This window comes from Oceanicoccus sp. KOV_DT_Chl (assembly GCF_900120175.1).
GTDB lineage: Bacteria > Pseudomonadota > Gammaproteobacteria > Pseudomonadales > Dasaniaceae > Oceanicoccus.
The window spans coordinates 305,289-324,575 of sequence record NZ_FQLF01000005.1 but is presented as its reverse complement, the minus strand read 5'-3'; the positions used below and the strand labels follow the sequence as shown (position 1 = coordinate 324,575).

Here is a 19,287-nt window from a genome sequence, read left to right as displayed (position 1 = left end):
TTTTTGTCAGCCAACAATATTCAATGGTTTACTGATGAGTTAACATCGCGCTTGAATAGAGTCAGAATGCTAATCTTTGCGGAAGAGTTTTTATAATGACGGACCGAACGACCGAGCTATCCCTCGCAGATGCCGTTGAGCACATCATAGTGGCAACGAACAACCATATTATCCTTGCGATGCCGTTGGGTTTGGGTAAGGCCAATCAGTTGGTCAACGCACTTTATCAACGCGCGTTAAAAGACAGCACTATTCAGCTGGAAATATTAACCGCACTGTCGCTTACCCGGCCAAGAGGGAGTAGCGATCTTGAACAACGCTTTCTAACGCCATTTGTCGAGCGCGTGTACGGTGATTATGCCGAGCTCGATTATCTGGCTGCAGCAAGGCGGAATAATCTACCCGCCAATATCACTGTGCATGAATTTTTTGTGGAACCGGCCAGTGAGTTAAACCATCCCTACGTGCAGCAACATTACATCAGTTCGAATTACACCCATGTGGCTCGTGATTTGAATGCAAGGGGCGTGAATGTAATTGCGCAAATGGTTGCACAACGAATAGAGAATGGCGTTAGCCAGCTGAGCTTAAGTTGCAATCCTGAAGTCACTTTGGATCTGATGCCATTGTTGCTGGATCGTCGTAAGCAAGGCGAGACCATTATTGCGGTAGCGCAGATTCATAATGAGTTGCCGTTTATGGGTAGTGACGCGATGGTGCAGGAGGGAATGTTTGATGTCGTGATTGCCGATGAGTCCTGTCACACCCGTCTGTACAGTACACCCAATATGCCGGTAGGTATGGTGGAGCATTTTATCGGCATGCATGCGGCCAGCCTGGTGAAGGATGGCGGTACGTTGCAAATCGGGATTGGTGCATTGGGCGATGCGGTAACCGGCGCATTGTTGCTGCGGCAGGAAGATAATACGAGTTATCGACAGTTACTTGCTGATATCTATGAACAGTTTCCACCAGCGTCGATATGCGCACAAATTGGTGATGACAATATTTTTGAAAAAGGCTTATACGGTTGTTCGGAAATGTTCACCTATGGTCTATTTGAGTTATTTCGACGCGGGGTAATCAAACGTCAGGTTAATTATCGAGGCCAAAATATTTGTCTGCATGGCGGTTTTTTTCTCGGCCCCACGGCACTCTATGACGGTTTACATCAATTAGATGATGAAGTCCGAAATTTACTTTGCATGACGAATATCAGCTATGTGAATCATCTGCATGGTGATGAGTTGGAAAAACGTCGTCATCGCGTAAACGCCCGCTTTGTTAATACCGCATTTACAATGACGTTGTTGGGCGCGGGTGTAGCCGATCAGTTAGAGGATGGCCGTATTCTCAGCGGTGTTGGTGGTCAGTATAACTTTGTTGCTCAGGCGCACGAGTTAGCAGGCGCACGCTCGATATTATTATTGCGCGCTTGTCGCGAGCGCGGCGGTGAATGCTTATCCAATATTGTCTGGAGTTATGGCCATGCCACCATACCTCGCCATCTTCGCGATATTGTTATCACCGAGTATGGTGTTGCGGACCTTAGAGGTAAATCAGACAGTGAAGTCATTAAGGCTTTGCTCAATATTACCGACTCGCGTTTTCAGCAAGAGCTATTGGCAACAGCGGTGAGGCATTTAAAAATTGACCCGAATTATGAAATTCCATCGGTATATTGCAATAATACACCGCAGCGTTTGCAGGGAATTTACCAGCAGTGGCGAAAGCAAGGGTTTTTTCCAGAGTTTCCTCTGGGTACTGATTTCAATATTACGGAGCAGGCCTTGTTAAAAGCATTGGCGTGGTTAAAGAGCAAATCCGAGCCACGGTTTATGTTGGAGTTAGCACGTAAAGCGCTTGTTGATGACGATGCTGCTGAGCATTTTCATCAGCATTTGCTACGCATGGATTTGGCTGCGCCGAAAACACTTAAGCAGCGGCTTTATCGGCAGTTAGTATTAGCAGCTTTGCAAGAGACGCGTGCATAATATTAGGTAATAGCGATAGAAAATATCAATGTTAATAATCAAATAACCGTATTTTTATAGAACGGTTCAGGCTTGTCCAAACACAGCGATATTATTCCTTCCACTATCCTTTACCTTGTACATGGCTTTATCGGCTGCATGCATCAGTTCATCCAGAGTACTGCCGTGGTCGGGGAATTGTGCTATGCCAATGCTGGCGCCGATATTAATGGTATGACCGTTGATTATGAAGGGGCGTGATAATTCAGCAATAATTTTTTCAGCTGTAGTCTTTATATCTATTTTTTTGTGGTATTCAGTCTGTACCACTAAAAATTCATCACCACCGATGCGGCTGATCAGGTCATTGTTACGGGCAATGGCGACAATACGTTGCGCTACTGCTTGCAACAGTTGGTCGCCAACTTCGTGGCCAAACGTATCATTGACGGGTTTAAACTTGTCCAAGTCGATAAACAATACTAATAATTGCCATTGATAGCGTTGTGCTATTGCGACTGCTTTATCGAATCGCGTTTTTATCAGCGTCAAATTTTCAAGTTTTGTTAAGTCGTCGTGTTGTGCGATAAAGGCGCTGAGTTCTTCTTGTTTGATTTGTAATGCGATACAAATTGAAAATAAAAATGCATGAAAAATAAATGTAAATTTTGCGATTAAGGTAGATAACGCACCAATATTAATTAACCCCTGGTCGGAAGCTATCTGTATTGAGGTGCCGATTGCAGGTATCAATAGCACAAAGAAAAAAGGCCAGGCCAAGAAGACGCCGCGCTTGATAGCAATAAGGGATAAGGTGATACCCAGTAACATTGAAATTAACCAGGCCAAGCCGATAACGTGTGCCGTTAGAATATCAAAGATGCCAAATAGTGCGCCTATAAACAGTACACTTAACACTATCACCCAGCGACGCGTTAGTCGCGCCCATTTCGGAGCGGCTGTCTTTATCTCAAGAAAACTATAAATGGTGGCCAGTCGACTGATGATGAGTGCAAATGTAAAGACTGGTATTGATCGTTCATTGAGCTCAGGGCTATGCGGCCACAGCCAATAAAAACCAACCCCGTCCAAATTAGCTAATGATAACGAACCACATAAAATATAGAGGCTGTAATAGAGATAGCTTTTGTTTTTAAGGGTCAGGCCAATGCCGGCACTGAACAGCAAAATTCCGGTAAGTGCACCATAGGAGAGAAAGTTAATAGTACTATAAATCGCAGCATTTTTAGCGAACACATCTTCTTTGATTAGCAGCAACTTTGCCAGATCAAAATTGTAGCTATTGGTCACCCTCATATAGATCAGCATAGGCTCAGCTTGCGGTTTAATGACAAAGCCATACCGCGCTGCGGGTAGTTCTCGCTGGTCAGCTGGGTAGCGATTGCCGGTAATATATTCGCTGTAGCTAGCTTGCCCGGTAGGTCTATACAAGCGAATTTCCTGATAATCACTGCCAAGTGCGGTAAGAATATAATTTTCTTGTAATTCGGACTCACTAAAATTGATTTGCAACCGTAACCAAACAACAGTATCAGGTTTCAATCGAAGCAGGGTTTGTTGATTCGCTTTGGTAAATTCAACCGGCGATTTTTTATCAGTTAGCTGTTCGATGGAAAGGGATTGATCCTCATCAATATAGTAGCTCAGCTCTTTACCCAGATTGTAACTTTTGTTGCTGGCATCCAGCGCTTGTGCGGGTATGCCAATTAGCCAAGTACACATTAGTAGCCAAAAAAAGCTGTTCGCCGGTAGTCGTGAAATGTATAAGAACAAGTTGCTCATGGATGGTCACCCACGATGTCGGGGTTTCCACTTACTTCAATTGTAGCAATGGTGTATTGGTTTTTACCTGTATTTTTACCCTGATACATGGCCCCATCAGCTTGTTTCATTAATTCGGTCAGGTCGTTGCCGTGGTCTGGATAAAAGGCAATGCCGATGCTGGCACTGATGCTGATGTGGTGTTTGTGAATCAGAAACGGCTGCGATAATACCTGTTGAATATTTTTAGCGACTACTTCATAGGCTGTATCGTCTTTTACTTCTGTTTGAATTACCATAAATTCATCGCCGCCGATTCGTGCTGCGGTATCAACTTCACGCAAGCATTGCTGGATTCGTGCGGCTACTTCAATTAATAAAATATCCCCTGTTTTATGCCCATACGTATCATTCACCGGCTTAAAACCATCGAGATCGATAAACAGCACACCCACCTTCCATTGGTGCTCATCGGCTAGCTCCCTGGCGTGTTGAAAAAATTGTTTTGCTAATACCAAGCGGGGAAGGCCCGTCAAATTATCATGTTGGGCAATCAGTTTGGTCTCTATCTGTAATTGCATCTGCCGCGCCAGACAAACAGAGAATAAAATAGCATGGATGACAAAAGTGAGTTTGGCACTCTGTAGGCTTAGCACGCTAATTTCTAACAGACCGACACTTACCGCCGCTTGATAAAGGCTGCCCAATAAGGGAATGAGTAGTATCACAAATAAAGTAAGCGCTAATGGCAGTTTACGGATAATACCAAAAGCAACCAGGCCCAGACCAAGCAGCATTGAAATCAGCCACAGTATGCCGCCAAAAATTTCTGAAACCGATTTTAAACCGGTGGTAGCGGCAAATACGAAAGTTATTCCTAAAAAAATGATCCAAGCGAAACAATAGCGGAACAGCAACGGGAAGCGGGTTCGAATATCCAGAAATAAAACGATAGTTAAGAACCGGGTAATGGCTATGGCGATGTTAATCACATCCACGGCGTACTCATTCAATGCCGGCGTGTTCGGCCACAGCAGCATAAATGTCAGGCCGTCCAGATTGCTCAAGGACACTAGCCCAGAAATTAGAAATGCACTATAAACCAGGTAACTTTTGCTGGGTAAAATAACACCAATACCCAGGCAGAGCACTGTAACCCCGATTAATATGCCTAAACTGAACAAATTGATAATCCAGTAGTGTCTACTGTTCGCTTCAAAGAGATCATGCTCGACTAGCATCCAGGGCAGCTGAAAAGTATCAATAGAACCTATGGTGCGGATATAGATGGTTTGTGCGTTCTGGTTTGGATTAATCTCAAAGCTATAGCGGCTGGATTGTATTTCTCGCTGGCTGGCTGGGTAGGTGTTGCCAGTTACAAAAGGCTCTTGGTATTGACCATTGTTATTGGGGCGAAAAATAGATATTTCATTAAAGTTATTGATTAAAGCGGTGAGAATATACGGCTGATCTAATTTGGATGGTGAAAAAGTTAGCTCCAATTTCAACCATAGTGCTGCGTTAATATTGTCCCGTTGCGGATGATTACCGCTACTGGATTGAAACCTGGTTTGTACTTCGGGGCTGAGGATGTCATTCAGGGTCAGATTTGCATTTTCATCGACAAAATAGTGAAACCGCGGGGATAGCTCGTAGAATTCTTCCTCTACTTCAAAGGCCTGAGCGGAAAGGCTGTGCAAAAGAAACACAGTCAATACTATCAGTATGTCGATCAGTTTATACATCACTCAATAAGGCATCGGTTACAACTTAATCATGAATATGGCCAGTATAGTTCAATTAGGGTGTGAGTCGTGCGCTGTTAACCATTTAGTCTCAATGTTAACCGACTAATAAAACCTGTTAGGTAGCGTTTAATGGGTCATTTCCTCTGCCTGTGCTCGACTTATTGTGGTTAGTTTGTGTGGCTTGCTTATAAGGTGGATGGGTTAATAAGCCGCATCATAATCTGCAAGCAATAGAATTTTTATGTGCCGAGGTAATGGTGAATTTATATTTAATAATCTTGGTTTATTAATTCGCGCATTACGCGTTAACGTTAAAATGCGTATGTTTTTAGTCAGTACGGTCGTGATTTTCCCGGATGTAGCGGCGCATATTGCGTATTTTGATATGCTCCAGCCGGCCATTGTTAAGATACTTGAAAAAAATATCGAGCAAGCCTTTTTCATATTGTGTGAAATCAGATTGGGGGTTGTAGTACATGAAGGATAAAAAATATCCCAGTGGTGGTTCCATTATTTGGTAGTTATCGATTACCCCGGCGTTTCTTAGTGCGATGATCAAGCTTGAACGCTCAGCAAAGCTGTAGTCGGCTTGACCCTGTTGAATAGCGATGATTGATGAGGGCATATCCTCTGCACTGACCAATTGCAGATCTTTGCTAAGTACAGGGTGTTTTTCTAGCAGCCGATCAAGGCTAGCGGTGGTCATAGTGGTAGAGACGCCTCGAAAATCAGGCAGTGCATCAACGGTTAATTGAGCGAGTTGGCTGTTACTCGGGGTAAACACATTCAGGCTTGCCATAGGCATGCTGGGTTTGAGTAAAACGAGATTGGCCTCATCGAAGGTGGGCGGTGGCTTGTTGATTAAAATGTCAATTTCGCCGCGCTGAAACTCCTCAAATAATACCTGTTGATCCTGAGTGGGGTGGTAGAGACGCCAGCGTAAGTGATACCCAAGTTTTTGCGCGACTAGCTCATGATTGTCAATGATGCTGCCGACGGGCTTGCCAGTAGTGCGGTCTAGCCATATATAGGGTGGAATCTCAGATGAGTAGGGCATGGCAATGGTGAAGGAGGGTACTGAGCTTTGCGCTGCAGTATCGGCACCAAGAACAACTGTTATCCATAGGCATATAAAAAAACGCATAGGCCTGACTCGGTTAATTCATCAAGACACCCTGAATATGAAGCGATGCCCTCTATTAAGCGTAGATCACGATCGTTGGTTTGGGGAGTGTAAATTTCAGTAGTCACCCTACGCTGGTGATGACGCATTGATATTGAAATTACCCTATTCAGCTATCGCGAAGCTTGCCATAAGCACTAAGCGCGTCCTCCCTGGCCAACTTTAAATCAATGATGGGTGCGGGATACTGTGCTGCCTGACTAGCGCGGATTAATGGTGGAGGTAAATGAATATCTTTGCCCTGGATGTTGGCTAATTCCGGTACATAACGGCGGATGAAATGCCCCTCGGCATCAAAGCGCTGGCTTTGGGTAACAGGGTTAAAAATCCTGAAATAGGGCACCGCATCGGTGCCGGTTGAGGCGGCCCATTGCCAGCCGCCATTGTTGGCGGCCAAATGCCCATCAATCAAATGTTGCATAAAAAACCGCTCGCCCCAGCGCCAGTCTATTAATAATTGCTTGCTTAAAAACATGGCGGTAATCATGCGCAACCGATTGTGCATCCAGCCGGTGCTCGTGAGCTGGCGCATGGCGGCATCAATAATAGGAAAGCCCGTGTTGCCGTTACACCATGCCTCGAAGTCGGAGGAGTTGTTTCGCCATTGGATATTTTCAGTGGCGGGCTTGAATGCTTTGTTGCGACTGACTTGTGGAAAGCAATCCAGAATGTGGATATAAAAGTCGCGCCATATTAATTCTGAAATCCAGCAATCTATACCTTCTTGCCCACTCGTTAACATACCTTGATTAGCATCAAGCGCCGTTGCTAAACATTGGCGGGGTGAAAGCACTCCGGCTGCTAACCACGGCGATAAACCGCTGGTGCCATCAATGTCAGGAAAATCACGCTGCTTTTTATACAGATCAATTTGCTGTTGGCAAAATTCGGTTAAACGTCGCTGAGCCGCAGTTTCACCAATAGGCCACTGCGGCGATTTCTCAGTGGTGTTGGTTGCTGGTAATAGTGATGAGGTTATGGTGGGGGCTACTTTTCTTTTTGCCGGTGCTGCCAATAATGTGGGACGGCTGATACGCCAGTTTTCCAGCCAGCGTTTTTTAAAGGGGGTAAATACGGTATAGGGTTTACCGGTTTGAGTGAGTAAACCCGGAGCCTGCATGGATTGATCGTGATAACGATGAAAATGACAGTCGCCGGCAGCCAGTATTTTTTCAAGATGCTGGTCGCGTTTTTTTTCGTTCCAGCCATATTCGTGATTTGCGTAAATTGCTGAAAATTTATGCTCAGTTATCAGCTTGGCGATGAGCGTTGGTATCTCAGTAAAAAAAGGGGTTTCAAAATACAGTAATTGGATATTAATTTTTTCAAGTTTTGAACGTAACGCGTTTACATGCGCACGGATAAAATGTTCGCGACGTGGTGCCATATCATGCAATTGCCATTGGCCCGGGGTGGCGATGAATAAAGCATAAATATGATCGTCTGGATTTTCACAGGCCTTGCTCAGCGCCGTGTTGTCATCGACGCGCAAATCCTGTCGAAACCAAACTAACTTATTCGTCATTAATAGTTAACCTATAAAGTATTGCGAAGACTCAGTTGCTCAGGGTAGGGGTGAAAAAAAACCTGTTGATCGATATAACTGTGGTGATGATGTTTGAAATGATGGCGCAGTAATGTCAGTGGTACGATTAAAGGTACGGTGCCATCGCGATATTGATTGATCAATTGGCTTAACTCGTTTTTGTCGTTACTATCCAGCTGTTTTTTCAAGTATCCGCGGATATGTTCCAGTACGTTGCTGCGTGATTTTCGGCTGGCTAATACCGTCAACGATTGCATTAACAAGTGAATAAATTCAGCGGCCAGTTGATCAATTGATTGATAATTATTATTGGCTAACAGCCTGCCAATTTTTTGGTAGTTGCTGATGTGGTGGGCCATCACTAAATATTTGTAGCGTGCCCAAAACTCAATGAGCTGGCGATGGCTTACTCCGTTATTGATACATTGTTTCCAATCATGATAGGCATAGACGCGGCTGATAAAGTTTTCTCTTAGCGCGGGGTCATGTAAACGGCCGTCCTCCTCCATAGGCAATAGCGGGTCTTTTTGTTGTAGTGCCTGGGCAAATAACCCCATGGCATCATGACCGGCTACATTACCTTGTTGGTTGTAGCGCTTTACCCGATCGTATCCGCAGCTTGGGGAGCCTTTTACCAGAATGTAACCTGCCAAATCGCCATGTTGCTTGCTAATCTTGGCTGCGTAATTTTTCATTGGCTCGCTATAGTCAATTGACTGGGTATTGCTATCCATTAATTGTACTGTTGCTAATTCCCCTACCAGGCGAATAGTTTCTCTGGGAACACCTAGACCAATGGCGACTTCCGGACAAAAGCTATTGAATTGAAGATGGTTTTTCAGTGCTTCTATATGAGGGTTTTGGCGTTTACTGTCGCCGTTATAGCGGACTGGCTGTCCTACCAGGCAGGCACCGATGCCAATTACCGGTTTGCTAGATGTATGCGTCATGACTGATTCCTCTGGTACACAACATACTTACGCAGCGCTAGCTACTTTGGACCAGATAATAGCGAGCTTATTGGTAACTGGGTACTAGCGTTTGGATAACATTATTCTGAGGTATTTATACGGGTAGGTGGCCTACTTTTACCCAGATTAGGGTGTCTTCTTCAACAAAGGGGTGGTGTTCGCTGAGGTGAGGGCTACGAATCCAGCTGCCTGCTGGGTAGCTGCCTAGTTCATCTTTTAATTCGCCGCTGAGGACATAGATTTCTTCACCGCCATAATGTCGATGGGGCAAAAATTTTTCGCCGGCAGGCCAGCGGACTAATGCGACAGATTCAGCGTTAAATTGATGCAGTGGTAAAACCTGTAAATTACCTTGTCCAGGGACAAAATTGGCGCTGCGAGTATCTATAACCACGTGCTGATTGTCGCCGGTATGAAATTGATGGAGTTTGACTAGTATGGTGCAGCCATCTTCACTAAAAGGCGCGTGGCGAAAACCCTCTGGATTGCGAAAATAGGTGCCGGCGTTATAGTCGCCAGTGTCATCAGAAAACGTGCCTTCCAATACTAGAATTTCTTCGCCTAAAGGGTGGTCGTGCGGATGAAAACGGGCGCCCGCATCGTAGCGCACTATTGAAGTCGCGTGACCGCGTTCAGCTTCTTCACGAGCGAGTGGTTTACGCCAAACGCCAGCTTTAGGGCTGGCCACCCAGTCCTGATGATGAGTGTTGATAACCACGCGTTGGCTAAAATCCATATTGATCATGCTGTTGATCTCAAGCAAATAAATTAAGTCATTGGCAAGCGGCATTACTGAATAAAGGGGCCGGGTTCAATCTTCCAGTGTTACCTGATCACCAAGTTTGACTTCGCCATCATTGATTACCTGACAACAAACGCCCCCCGCCAGTGTGGCGTGAGTGCTTGTCGTAAGCCGGGTTGGGCTTTATCCATCCAGTGACAGGGGTCAGTCTGGCGGGTGATGCGTAAGCGAACAGCGCCTATACACAAGGTCTTACCAACATCGGCGGCGGAAAACTCGAGTTCAGTGACCAATAGATTGGCACGGCGCACTTGCCAGGGCAGTTCGATATTTATCTCTGCACAGGCTTGCTGCCAGCTGCGTGCAGAGAGCACGGTTACCTGACGTTTACCCGGCTTGCCACGCAGGTCATTAGCGACACCACATGCTTGGGTAATTGGGCTTTGTGGTAATAGCACCATTGCGCCTTTGGACTGTTTGCGAATGGCAATTCCTTCTAAAATACTCATGGCGATTCAGTTAAAGTTGCACGCTAATAGAATCTAATAGCTTAAATAAGTTATCGGGCAATGCCATATCCTGCAGCGCTTGTTCTGCTGCTGGCATTTGCGTGTCATCCTGTTTTGCTATTGCATAAATTTCGCAAATTAAATTGGCTTGATAGAGTATATGGGCATAGGGGCCGATGTGCTTACCAGCGGTGAGATTAATTTGTTGCGCCAGTGCCGAGCAGATTTCTTCAGGCAGAGACCAGTCCTTGGCAACGGTATGGCTTAAAGTTTCGGAAGTAGATTGCATCAGCGGCGCAAATGCTGCGTAGCCAGGTTTATTTTGTTCCTGATTTTGATTGAGTTGAAACTGTGAACTTAATTCACTAAAGATAGTGATCTTGCCAATGTCGTGGACTAAACCTAATAAATAAGCCTTAAAGGGTTCAAGACCGCGTTGCTTGGCAATCTGTTCACAAGCAACCGCGCAGCATAAAGCATGCGTCCACAGTTTGTGGCCGAACTCGGTGTAATAATAGGATTTTCGTTGAATCACCGGCTGCATCACGGCTGCTGATAACACCGTACGCAAGCCTTCGATGCCCAGTTTGACTACGGCCGTTTCGATGCTGGTGATGCGTTTACCAATGGGGTTGAAATACGCGCTATTGGCGAGTTTCAATACAGCGGTACTCATCGCCGGGTCTTTATTAATAATTTGTACATAGTGTGTGGCAGAGGACTTCGGATCACGCAAACTCTGCAACAATCTTGGGATCACCGAGGGTAGCCGTGGCACCGCTTTAATTCGCTTTTGCTGATCGGCCAGGCTTTTTTCCACCACGGTTAATACTAACTTCTGCGGTAGACTCAGCGGTTTTTGATCATCAATATTGCCGAGGATGGTGCTATAAAAACCATACTGGGCGGTCAGTATGCTGAAGGTACTGGGGTGGCAGACCTCGATACTATCGCCAGTAGGAGGGAGGGGGTTGCTGTCATTGTTGCGAGTGTTATTGGAACCGAAAACGGACCGAAAACGAGTGAGTAATCCTGCCATTGTGCCTACTGATCTCTTCGTTGTGGGGGAGTGAAATGTGAAAGTAGATTGATTATAGCTGCGATTACGCCAGATGGTGGCGTGATACTGATTTATCGCTAAGGTTAAATATTGGTCAGGATCGGTGTGTGCGGTTGTATAACCATAGTAGCTACTATTAAACTTGGCGCACTATCACTGCTAGCAACGTCATTTATAACAATGGAATTCTTAAGGGGTGCGCCATGATTACCAGTTTCGACGATTATTGTATTCATCAAACCAGCCAGCCGATTGCTGAGCCGTCGCAAAGTGACCGCAACTTTTATGATCGCTATTGGTTCAATGGTATCCAGCCTGACGGTGATTGGATATTTGAAATTGGTTTTGGCCTCTATCCCAATCGCCGGGTGATGGATGGCCATTTCAGCGTAGCAATAGGTGATAAGCAATACGCGTTTCATGGCTCTCGCCGGGCACCCAAGGAGCGCGGCGAAACCGTAGTCGGGCCGTTATCAATAGAGATCGTCACACCGATGCGCGCGATTAAAGTTAGCCTTGCGCCCAATGAGCACAATATTGAATGCGAGTTATTGTTTACCGCTTGCTCTATCGCCCACGAAGAACCCAAGAACCTGATGTACGATGATGGCCATGTGATCATGAATAACTCCCGTTTTACCCAGATGGGGTATTGGGAAGGTTTTTTCAGCATTGATGGCAAGCGCTATGAGGTTAAACGCGCCATAGGTACTCGGGATAAATCCTGGGGAGTACGGCCAGTGGGTGAGCCTGCCGGTGGCGCGCCGGGCTTACTGAATAATGATCCTGGTGTGTATTGGGTGTGGAGCCCGGTCAATTTTGGCGATGTGGCCACCCAGTTCGGTACTTTCGAGGACCGTGACGGTCACCCGACGCAGGTCAGTGCTGATTTAGTACCGTTGTACGATAACCCTGATGATATCCCCGCGCTGGAAGAACCCGGGGTGATCAAGATGACCGAGGCAAAACATACGATAACCTGGAATAAGGGTACACGCCGGGCTGCTGCCGCACAGATGCACTATGAGGACAAAGACGGCAATAGCTGGAATGTGAGTGCCGAGCCTATTCAGCGTTTTTATATGCTGGGTATCGGCTATAACCATTTTGAGTGGGGTCACGCTTACTGGAAGGGCGAGCTGGAAACGGGGCGTGAGGAGTGGAATTTCAGCGACGTTAATGAGCTGGATTATCAGTTTTTGCACACCCATCAGGTGATAAAAGCGACGATGAAAGACTCTAAAGGTGTTACTAGGCAAGGGATAGGCACACTGGAAAGTATCGTTATTGGCCGTCATACCACCTCCGGATTTAAAGACTTTTTTGATGGCGCTGAATGAGTGATGGCAGTTAGAGGCTATTGTTTAGAGAAAAGGCGGGCTTATCAGCCCGTTTTTTTGTCGTTATTCAGCGAGTAAAATAAACAATCAATCGGTTCTGTTTTCTTGGCATGTTCAAAATTTAGCCTATACTAGTCAATAACCCTTTACTAAAGGTGTGCCGAATGATCAAAACTACAAGTGGTACGCTGTCTATCTTACTTTTGCTAGCCATACCTTTGACTAGCTTTGCCTCCCTATTTCTTCTGGTACGTATGTATACATATATCCTAGGTACATTTACTAGGCTGTATTTTGCTCAAGCTGATCAATACTTGGTCGATAGCTATTAAGTGGTAAGTGCTGCCTGACGGATGCAGCACAGTAATGGATTTAGCCGGTAAATTCTTGGAGGGTTTATCGCGTAGTCTCGAGGGAGAGCACGTGGAATTATTTCACGTGCATTTTGAGGCGGGCCACATGGCCCGCCTTTTTTTATGGGTAGGCATATAATCAAGATAGTCTTCTGTTGGTGGGGCATTCTATTGAGCGCCGTTTAATCTTGCCAAACCATTACCTATCCTTAAAGGACAGTTTCTAACCGCTTGGCTATCATGCTCAAAATAATTAAATAAGAGAGCTTGTAGCATGGTAGCGATAAACCAAAATCACATCCCGCGTTTACCCTTGCCCATTCGTTGCTTTAATGGCGCGGGAAAAATATTCAATACTGTCGGTATCAAGCCCGTCAACCTCAGCCCAACGCAATTAATGGCAGAAGCGCAAAGCCGCAGTGGCTTAAGCGATTTTGGTGATGATTATTTCCGGCAGCCGTTCAACTTGCTAATGCAATCGATGGAAGAGGAGGCTGGGCTAACCTGGCTAGGCAGAATTATTGCCCGTGGTGAAATACTTAAAAATTTGCAGAACCGTTTAAAGTTGGTGGATGCCTTCAAAAAAAATCCGGCGTTGGCAGATCAACCGGTACATAAACCGATGCTGATTGTCGGCTTGCCACGTACCGGCACCTCTATCATGCATGAATTAATGGCGCAGGACCCGGAAAACAGAGTGCCGATGACCTGGGAAGTTGAACACCCTTTTCCCGCGCCGGAAACAGCTACATTTAAAACTGATCCGCGCATTGCGGCGGTGGAGAAAAATTTATCCGGTGTCGATAAACTGATGCCAGAGTTTAAAAAAATGCATCCCATGGGCGCGGAATTTCCACAGGAATGTGTGGTGTTTACCGGTTTGGATTTTGCTTCGGTCATTTTTGATACCCAGTACCGCTTGCCGACGTATCAGCGGTGGTTAGATCAGGCGGATCTCAGCCAAGTGTATAAAAACCATCGTCGCTTCCTGCAATTTTTACAATCCAAAACCGAGGTGAAACAGTGGGTATTGAAAACACCGGGACATTTATGGGTGATGGATCAGTTGATGGCTGAATACCCGGATGCCAATATTATTCAAACCCATCGTGACCCTATTAGAGTATTAACGTCTGTCAGCAGTTTGATTGCAACTTTACGTAGTATGGCGAGCGATCAAGTGGATATTCGTGAAGTTGCAGCGCATCAGGCTGAGTTATTAAGCGATGCTCTCAACCGGGCAATGGCAACCAGAGCAGCGGGTAAGGTGCCCGATGATCAGGTTATTGATGTGCACTTTAAAGACTTTATGCAAGACCCTGTGGCGATGATGGATCGTATCTACCAGCATTTTGGTCGTACCTTGTCTGATCAGGCGGCGGCTAATATGCAGCAGTTTTTAGCTGCCAACCCTAGCGATAAGCATGGCAGGCACAGCTACAGCTTTGCTGACACTGGTTTGGATTTGGCTACTGAGCGGCAGCGGTTTGGTGCTTATCAGTCGCATTTTGATATCGCGTCTGAAGCGGTGTAAAGATTGCACTTTGCCTGTGACTGTGGTCTTATTGCCGCCGCTGAATTTTATTGAATGGTAATAGTCAGTGCTAAATTAATCCGTAGAAAGGAAAATGTCATGAAAGTAATTAAGAAAACCTCCGAGTACACTATCTCTCAGCGTCGCGATGGCCGTTATGCGGTTATTGGTGCAGACAAAAAGCCAGTAAATGGTGAAGAGAAAGTTAAAATTTTATTGGCTGCAGAACTGATCAAAGTAACGGCTCCAGCGCCAGCGCCAGAACCCGTTGCTGAAGAAGCGCCAGCTGAAGAAGCCGGTGAGGAAGCTGCTGCTGAGTAATGCAGTTAGGCAATAAAAAAGGCGCTCTTTTGAGCGCCTTTTTTATTGCCTGTGTGTTGATCGCCGTTATTTAATCAATTCCATTTTAAGCGGTAAATCATCGATCGGTTTTGAAAATGGGAAGTACTGAATTTTGGAAGGATATTGCTCCTCCTTGGCAAAGCTCCAGCGATAATTTGTCACCATTTTAGAGAGTACACTTTTATAAATCATATCGGCGAAATGCATACCAATACATTTGTGCGCGCCGCCACCAAAGGGTGCCCATAAAAAGGGGTGTTGTTTATGTTCTTCACGACCAGCGGCAAAACGGTCGGGGTCAAACCCGTGGGGGTTGGTCCAGTATTCTTCCATTCGATGGGTATACAGCGGTGAACATTGCAGCATGCTGTGAGCGGGAATGTGGTGACCATCGATCTCTATATCTTTGACGGTGCGACGCATAAATTGTGGCACCGGAGGATACAGGCGCAAAGTTTCATGAAATACGTTTTGCATATTGGGGACGCTACTACCTAGATCATCATAGCTAAGTTGGCCGCTATTCAGTGTCAGCGCTTCCTGACGTATTTTTTCCTGCCATTCCTGATCATGTGCTAATAGGTAGGCTGTCATCGTTAATGCGCTGGTGGTAGTGTCGTGCGCCGCCAGTAATAAGAAAATTAAATGATCAGCAACGACTTTTTCTGAAAAAAGATTGCCGTCTTCGTCAGTTTCCTTGGAAAAATAGCTGGCCATATCTTTGCCGTCATTGCTGCGCCGGCCGGGCACCAATTCGGTAAAGAATTTTTCCAGGCCACGGCGGCCATTCATGCCTTTACGGTAGAGTAAACCCGGCCAGTCTTTACGGATCAGTGATAAAGTCCCTGCCATCATATCGAGGAAGTCCTGATTAAGGGCTTTAGTTTCTTCACCATCCATATCTAAACCCAGGAATACTTTCGACCCCAGATCAAGTAATAGCGTTTTTATATTCGGGTAAAAATGAAAATTTTGATCGTTGCTCCAGCGTTGTAAATGGTTATCGATGATGGGGTGCATTTCATCAACATAGCCGCGCATAGCCTCAGTTTTAAATGCAGATTGCATAATGCGGCGGTGAATTTTGTGTTCACCGAAGTCGCGCATTAATAAGCCACCGTCAAAAAAATCACCCAAGGGGCCGTCATACCCCATCTTCGGAGAAAAAACCTGATCGCGATCCAGAGTAAGCAGTTTGATGTATTCAGGGCCCAGGCAGATCACCATCCGTTGAAATGTCAGCGAGGCTTTGGAAATCGGCCCGTAGGTTTTATAAATACCATCGAGCACATCGTAAGGGCGCATTAAAAAAGGAAATGTATAACCAATAAAAGGTTTGCCGTATTTACCAGGCAAGTGATCTAGATCCTGATTGTCTTTGGCGGTAACGTAGTCGTTTGCGGGTACTGCGGCCATTACTGACTCCTTGAAACAAAGCGGCATTTTTATTGTTGTTAAATCATTAGTCCCTAGTATAGCGGGCTTAGCTAAAACGCTAGTCTTGATGCTACCTAATTAAACTAATGAATACTAGTTGCAAGTTTTGTGAATAATTCAGCATTAAATCAATGGCTTGTAATGGTGGTTGTTTTGCTTGAAACGCAGGTGGGTAGTGATGGCAGGGCGTCGGGCAAGGCCTTGAGTTTACGGCGCTAAATTATGCGGCTGTAGACCGGCAATATCGACAGACTTTAACGGTATTGCAACGTTAGCAAGCCAGCTCAGTACGCGATGAAAGCTGGGGGCTAGATGGGCGGTGATAATAGTGCTGTGATTACTGTGCTGATATTTCTTAATCATTAAAATATTCAGTTCGCAGCTGATAGTGTTTTCATCGATTGACGGTAGTGAAGCAACTGTTTATCGATCGCAAAGGCTGCATAAAAACGGTGTGGCTTTTTGAGAGAGCTACCTGGATTACTGGTGTGAATCATCACGCTATAAAGCATGCGGTAGCGATCGGTAATAGCGCCAATGTGGCCGGGGAAACCAAAATTCTCGCCAGCCATTTTCTGCAGATAAAAACGGTAAAGCTTGCCATAAAGTATTAAGGGAATCGCTTGTCCATTAGCCTCGGCATTCTCTATGTCTACTACATCCAGTCCTAATAGCTGATCAATTTCAGTAGTTTTGACATCCGCTTGTTGCAGGTTACGAATAAGGGTTAGTAGATATTTGGGGGGGTAGTGTATTGGCTGGTATGTCTCTAACTGTTAATAAGTCTTGGCCTTGGTAACCATTGTTTTATGCTGGTGGGCCTATAAGCTACAGCCAAACGTATAAAGCGCAACAGGAATTGTTATGAGTGACGACATCATACTAGAAGTAAGTGATGGGGTAGCATTAATTACCTTTAATCGGCCAGAGGCGATGAATACCTTTAGCCAATCAATGATGGAAGGTTTGGGTGATGCGTATCGGCGATGTGATGAAGATGATGCCATTCGAGTAGTGGTAGTAACTGGCAGTGGTAAAGCATTTTGTGCCGGGGCTGAGTTACAGGCAGACGGTGATACCTTTAATACCGGAGGCGATATGGCATTTAGTTCCTGCCCGTTAAGTTTTCAGGCTTGGGATGTGCGCAAGCCTGTAATCGCTGCTTGTAATGGTCATGCTGTGGGGTGGGTTTAGGCATCGCGGCGCAGTGTGATATGCGGGTATTTGCAGAGGAGGGTAAATACGGTTTTTTACAAAATCGTCGCGGCGTCGTGGCCGATTTTGCCATCGGTTATGTATTGCCGAAGTTGATAGGCTTTGAACGCGCTTTTGAAATGATTGTTGGCGCTGTCCGGGTCACTGGTAGCCAAGCGGGTGAATGGGGGCTTGCCTCACGGGTGGTACCAGCCAATAAAGTGTTAACAACCGCTTTGGATATTGCGCGGGACATGGCTGTTAATTGCTCACCACTAGTGATGGGCATGCATAAAAAATTAATGTGGCAGGGGCAAGATCAAAGTCTGCAACAATTTATCGATGCCGAAACCCAAGCTTTGCATCATTCGTTACAAGGGGCTGATGCGGCAGAAGGTGGGCTGGCTTATTTCGAGCGCCGTGATCCGCAGTGGCAGTCGAGTGTCAGCAAGCAATGGCCGGATTTTTTAAACGACGACTAATTATTTAAGATGTTTATACACTTAGCCGCTGCAATCGATATGGATACTTCCCTGATAATGGATGTTGGCAAGTAGCAGCTAGCAGTGCTAAAAGTAGACAAGGTGGCTTGGTATCTATCTCGGTTGGCATGGAGGCTAGACAATACCTTTGAACATTACTATTCTGCGGTGAGATCCTTCTCCTGTCAGGAGAGTAGTAGGGCGACACAATAAAATTAAACACGGAGTCCTGCCAATGTTTATTCCTCATGATAAAAAATCAACTGCCGCTGCTTTTGGATTATGTCCGCGTCCGCTGCTGACTGTGTTGAGCTTTCCTTTGCTGGCAGGTGCACTGACGGTAGAGGCGCAGCAATCCTCGGTAAATTGGATTGTGGGTGGTCATATCGGCAATAAGACTCACGAGCTAGAGCAGCTACTGGATTCAAAATTATCATTTCATGTGGCTAGTGTTACTGCCAGAGCGGCTTATGGCGATGCTTATGTTGCCGCTAATTTATCGCAATCGTTTGAAGATGCTGATGTGAGTGAAGAAGGTGAAACCGGCAAGGCTAGCCGCAGCGATGCCGATATTACTGTCGGCTGGAATGTCACCCCGCAGTTGACAGTTTTTGCTGGCTATAAAACCGGTGAAACTGAAATTGATTTTAAAGTTCGCGAGAGTGTTATCGAGGATACCGACGATGATATAACCCCTGCATTCACTGATAGTTTTGAGGAGTCAGGGGTTTTTGTGGGGGTGGCCTATGGTTGGTCGCTGGGTGAGGCCGGTCAGTTGGGTGTGAGTTTGGCTTATGCTGATATGGAAGCAGAAAATAAACTCACTGGCACTACCGATGAAGATTTCGATGAAGACGATGAAATAGACTTTGATGACTTAACCGGTACCTTTAATGGCGATGTCAGTGGTTATAGCGCAGCCGTTCAGTGGTCTAAACCTCTGGGTGACCATCTGGTGTATCAAGCACTGATTCGCTACAACAAATATGAACAGGAAATTGACGACACCGTGCAAGGGGTGCAGGTGAATTTTGATGTGGATGAAAATTTTTATGAGATGAGCATGGGCTTGCTCTATGTCTTTTAATCAA

General features: G+C 45.7%; 16 protein-coding genes and 1 pseudogene. 6 read left to right on the top strand and 11 right to left on the bottom strand.

Translation table 11 applies throughout. The features are described 5' to 3' along the window. Positions 1–95: 95 nt before the first annotated feature. On the top strand, positions 96–1,994 hold the full coding sequence (locus tag UNITIG_RS18855; RefSeq protein WP_101759898.1) for an acetyl-CoA hydrolase/transferase C-terminal domain-containing protein: 1,899 nt from the start codon (positions 96–98) through the stop codon (positions 1,992–1,994). Between the two features lie 66 nt (positions 1,995–2,060). Here the strand turns inward: UNITIG_RS18855 and UNITIG_RS18850 are convergent, their stop codons facing one another. The 8 genes from UNITIG_RS18850 to UNITIG_RS18815 form a co-directional block, all read right to left on the bottom strand. Next, positions 2,061–3,776, bottom strand: a complete 1,716-nt coding sequence (locus UNITIG_RS18850; protein ID WP_101759897.1) for a diguanylate cyclase — start codon at positions 3,774–3,776, stop codon at positions 2,061–2,063. Next, entirely contained in the window at positions 3,773–5,500 is a 1,728-nt protein-coding gene (locus tag UNITIG_RS18845; protein WP_101759896.1) for a diguanylate cyclase, read from the bottom strand. Before UNITIG_RS18845 ends, UNITIG_RS18850 begins: the two co-directional genes overlap by 4 nt. A gap of 331 nt (positions 5,501–5,831) precedes the next feature. Continuing rightward, on the bottom strand, positions 5,832–6,647 hold the full coding sequence (locus UNITIG_RS18840) for a transporter substrate-binding domain-containing protein (RefSeq protein WP_101759895.1): 816 nt from the start codon (positions 6,645–6,647) through the stop codon (positions 5,832–5,834). A 148-nt stretch (positions 6,648–6,795) separates the two neighbouring features. Next, complete coding sequence (gene phrB / locus UNITIG_RS18835; protein WP_101759894.1) at positions 6,796–8,211, bottom strand: deoxyribodipyrimidine photo-lyase; 1,416 nt, start codon at positions 8,209–8,211, stop codon at positions 6,796–6,798. Between the two features lie 11 nt (positions 8,212–8,222). Beyond that, positions 8,223–9,182: a DUF523 and DUF1722 domain-containing protein gene (locus UNITIG_RS18830; RefSeq protein ID WP_101759893.1), complete on the bottom strand. Its 960-nt coding sequence runs from the start codon at positions 9,180–9,182 to the stop codon at positions 8,223–8,225. A 115-nt stretch (positions 9,183–9,297) separates the two neighbouring features. Further along, a complete protein-coding gene (locus UNITIG_RS18825; RefSeq protein ID WP_235015505.1) occupies positions 9,298–9,939 on the bottom strand; it encodes a cupin domain-containing protein in 642 nt (213 codons plus the stop codon). A 125-nt stretch (positions 9,940–10,064) separates the two neighbouring features. Next, a complete protein-coding gene (locus UNITIG_RS18820) occupies positions 10,065–10,454 on the bottom strand; it encodes an MOSC domain-containing protein (RefSeq protein ID WP_200821381.1) in 390 nt (129 codons plus the stop codon). A 10-nt stretch (positions 10,455–10,464) separates the two neighbouring features. Then, positions 10,465–11,493: an HDOD domain-containing protein gene (locus tag UNITIG_RS18815; RefSeq protein WP_101759892.1), complete on the bottom strand. Its 1,029-nt coding sequence runs from the start codon at positions 11,491–11,493 to the stop codon at positions 10,465–10,467. 224 nt (positions 11,494–11,717) lie between these two features. Here UNITIG_RS18815 and UNITIG_RS18810 point away from each other — a divergent pair, with 224 nt between their 5' ends. From UNITIG_RS18810 to UNITIG_RS18800, 3 genes are all read left to right on the top strand, one after another. Beyond that, a complete protein-coding gene (locus UNITIG_RS18810; RefSeq protein WP_101759891.1) occupies positions 11,718–12,854 on the top strand; it encodes a hypothetical protein in 1,137 nt (378 codons plus the stop codon). Positions 12,855–13,481: 627 nt separating this feature from the next. Further along, entirely contained in the window at positions 13,482–14,741 is a 1,260-nt protein-coding gene (locus UNITIG_RS18805) for a sulfotransferase (protein ID WP_101759890.1), read from the top strand. Between the two features lie 99 nt (positions 14,742–14,840). Beyond that, positions 14,841–15,062, top strand: coding sequence for a hypothetical protein (locus tag UNITIG_RS18800; RefSeq protein ID WP_101759889.1), 222 nt, complete (start codon positions 14,841–14,843; stop codon positions 15,060–15,062). Positions 15,063–15,128: 66 nt separating this feature from the next. Here the strand turns inward: UNITIG_RS18800 and UNITIG_RS18795 are convergent, their stop codons facing one another. From UNITIG_RS18795 to UNITIG_RS18790, 3 genes are all read right to left on the bottom strand, one after another. After that, the gene (locus tag UNITIG_RS18795) at positions 15,129–16,499 is read right to left on the bottom strand and encodes a cytochrome P450 (protein WP_159931216.1); all 1,371 of its coding nucleotides are present in this window, start codon (positions 16,497–16,499) and stop codon (positions 15,129–15,131) included. A 228-nt stretch (positions 16,500–16,727) separates the two neighbouring features. Further along, the gene (locus tag UNITIG_RS23150) at positions 16,728–16,883 is read right to left on the bottom strand and encodes a hypothetical protein (protein WP_159931215.1); all 156 of its coding nucleotides are present in this window, start codon (positions 16,881–16,883) and stop codon (positions 16,728–16,730) included. Positions 16,884–16,891: 8 nt separating this feature from the next. Beyond that, positions 16,892–17,092, bottom strand: a complete 201-nt coding sequence (locus tag UNITIG_RS18790) for a hypothetical protein (protein ID WP_101759887.1) — start codon at positions 17,090–17,092, stop codon at positions 16,892–16,894. 292 nt (positions 17,093–17,384) lie between these two features. Between UNITIG_RS18790 and UNITIG_RS25770 the strand changes: the two are divergent. Together UNITIG_RS25770 and UNITIG_RS18775 are read left to right on the top strand one after the other, a co-directional pair. Next, positions 17,385–18,196 (top strand): annotated as a pseudogene (locus tag UNITIG_RS25770) (enoyl-CoA hydratase/isomerase family protein). A gap of 235 nt (positions 18,197–18,431) precedes the next feature. Continuing rightward, positions 18,432–19,283, top strand: a complete 852-nt coding sequence (locus tag UNITIG_RS18775; protein WP_101759884.1) for a hypothetical protein — start codon at positions 18,432–18,434, stop codon at positions 19,281–19,283. The last annotated feature ends 4 nt before the right edge of the window (positions 19,284–19,287 follow it).

Excerpts from the sequence above, each read along its gene's own strand:
- UNITIG_RS18820 (WP_200821381.1), bottom strand. The coding sequence starts at position 10,454 with ATGAGTATTTTAGAAGGAATTGCCATTCGCAAACAGTCCAAAGGCGCA.
- UNITIG_RS18805 (WP_101759890.1), top strand. The coding sequence starts at position 13,482 with ATGGTAGCGATAAACCAAAATCACATCCCGCGTTTACCCTTGCCCATT.
- UNITIG_RS18825 (WP_235015505.1), bottom strand. The coding sequence starts at position 9,939 with ATGGATTTTAGCCAACGCGTGGTTATCAACACTCATCATCAGGACTGG.
- UNITIG_RS18830 (WP_101759893.1), bottom strand. The coding sequence starts at position 9,182 with ATGACGCATACATCTAGCAAACCGGTAATTGGCATCGGTGCCTGCCTG.
- UNITIG_RS18810 (WP_101759891.1), top strand. The coding sequence starts at position 11,718 with ATGATTACCAGTTTCGACGATTATTGTATTCATCAAACCAGCCAGCCG.
- UNITIG_RS18855 (WP_101759898.1), top strand. The coding sequence starts at position 96 with ATGACGGACCGAACGACCGAGCTATCCCTCGCAGATGCCGTTGAGCAC.
- UNITIG_RS18775 (WP_101759884.1), top strand. The coding sequence starts at position 18,432 with ATGTTTATTCCTCATGATAAAAAATCAACTGCCGCTGCTTTTGGATTA.
- UNITIG_RS23150 (WP_159931215.1), bottom strand. The coding sequence starts at position 16,883 with ATGATTAAGAAATATCAGCACAGTAATCACAGCACTATTATCACCGCC.
- UNITIG_RS18850 (WP_101759897.1), bottom strand. The coding sequence starts at position 3,776 with ATGAGCAACTTGTTCTTATACATTTCACGACTACCGGCGAACAGCTTT.
- UNITIG_RS18815 (WP_101759892.1), bottom strand. The coding sequence starts at position 11,493 with ATGGCAGGATTACTCACTCGTTTTCGGTCCGTTTTCGGTTCCAATAAC.
- UNITIG_RS18840 (WP_101759895.1), bottom strand. The coding sequence starts at position 6,647 with ATGCGTTTTTTTATATGCCTATGGATAACAGTTGTTCTTGGTGCCGAT.
- UNITIG_RS18790 (WP_101759887.1), bottom strand. The coding sequence starts at position 17,092 with ATGGCTGGCGAGAATTTTGGTTTCCCCGGCCACATTGGCGCTATTACC.
- UNITIG_RS18795 (WP_159931216.1), bottom strand. The coding sequence starts at position 16,499 with ATGGCCGCAGTACCCGCAAACGACTACGTTACCGCCAAAGACAATCAG.
- UNITIG_RS18845 (WP_101759896.1), bottom strand. The coding sequence starts at position 5,500 with ATGTATAAACTGATCGACATACTGATAGTATTGACTGTGTTTCTTTTG.
- UNITIG_RS18800 (WP_101759889.1), top strand. The coding sequence starts at position 14,841 with ATGAAAGTAATTAAGAAAACCTCCGAGTACACTATCTCTCAGCGTCGC.
- phrB (WP_101759894.1), bottom strand. The coding sequence starts at position 8,211 with ATGACGAATAAGTTAGTTTGGTTTCGACAGGATTTGCGCGTCGATGAC.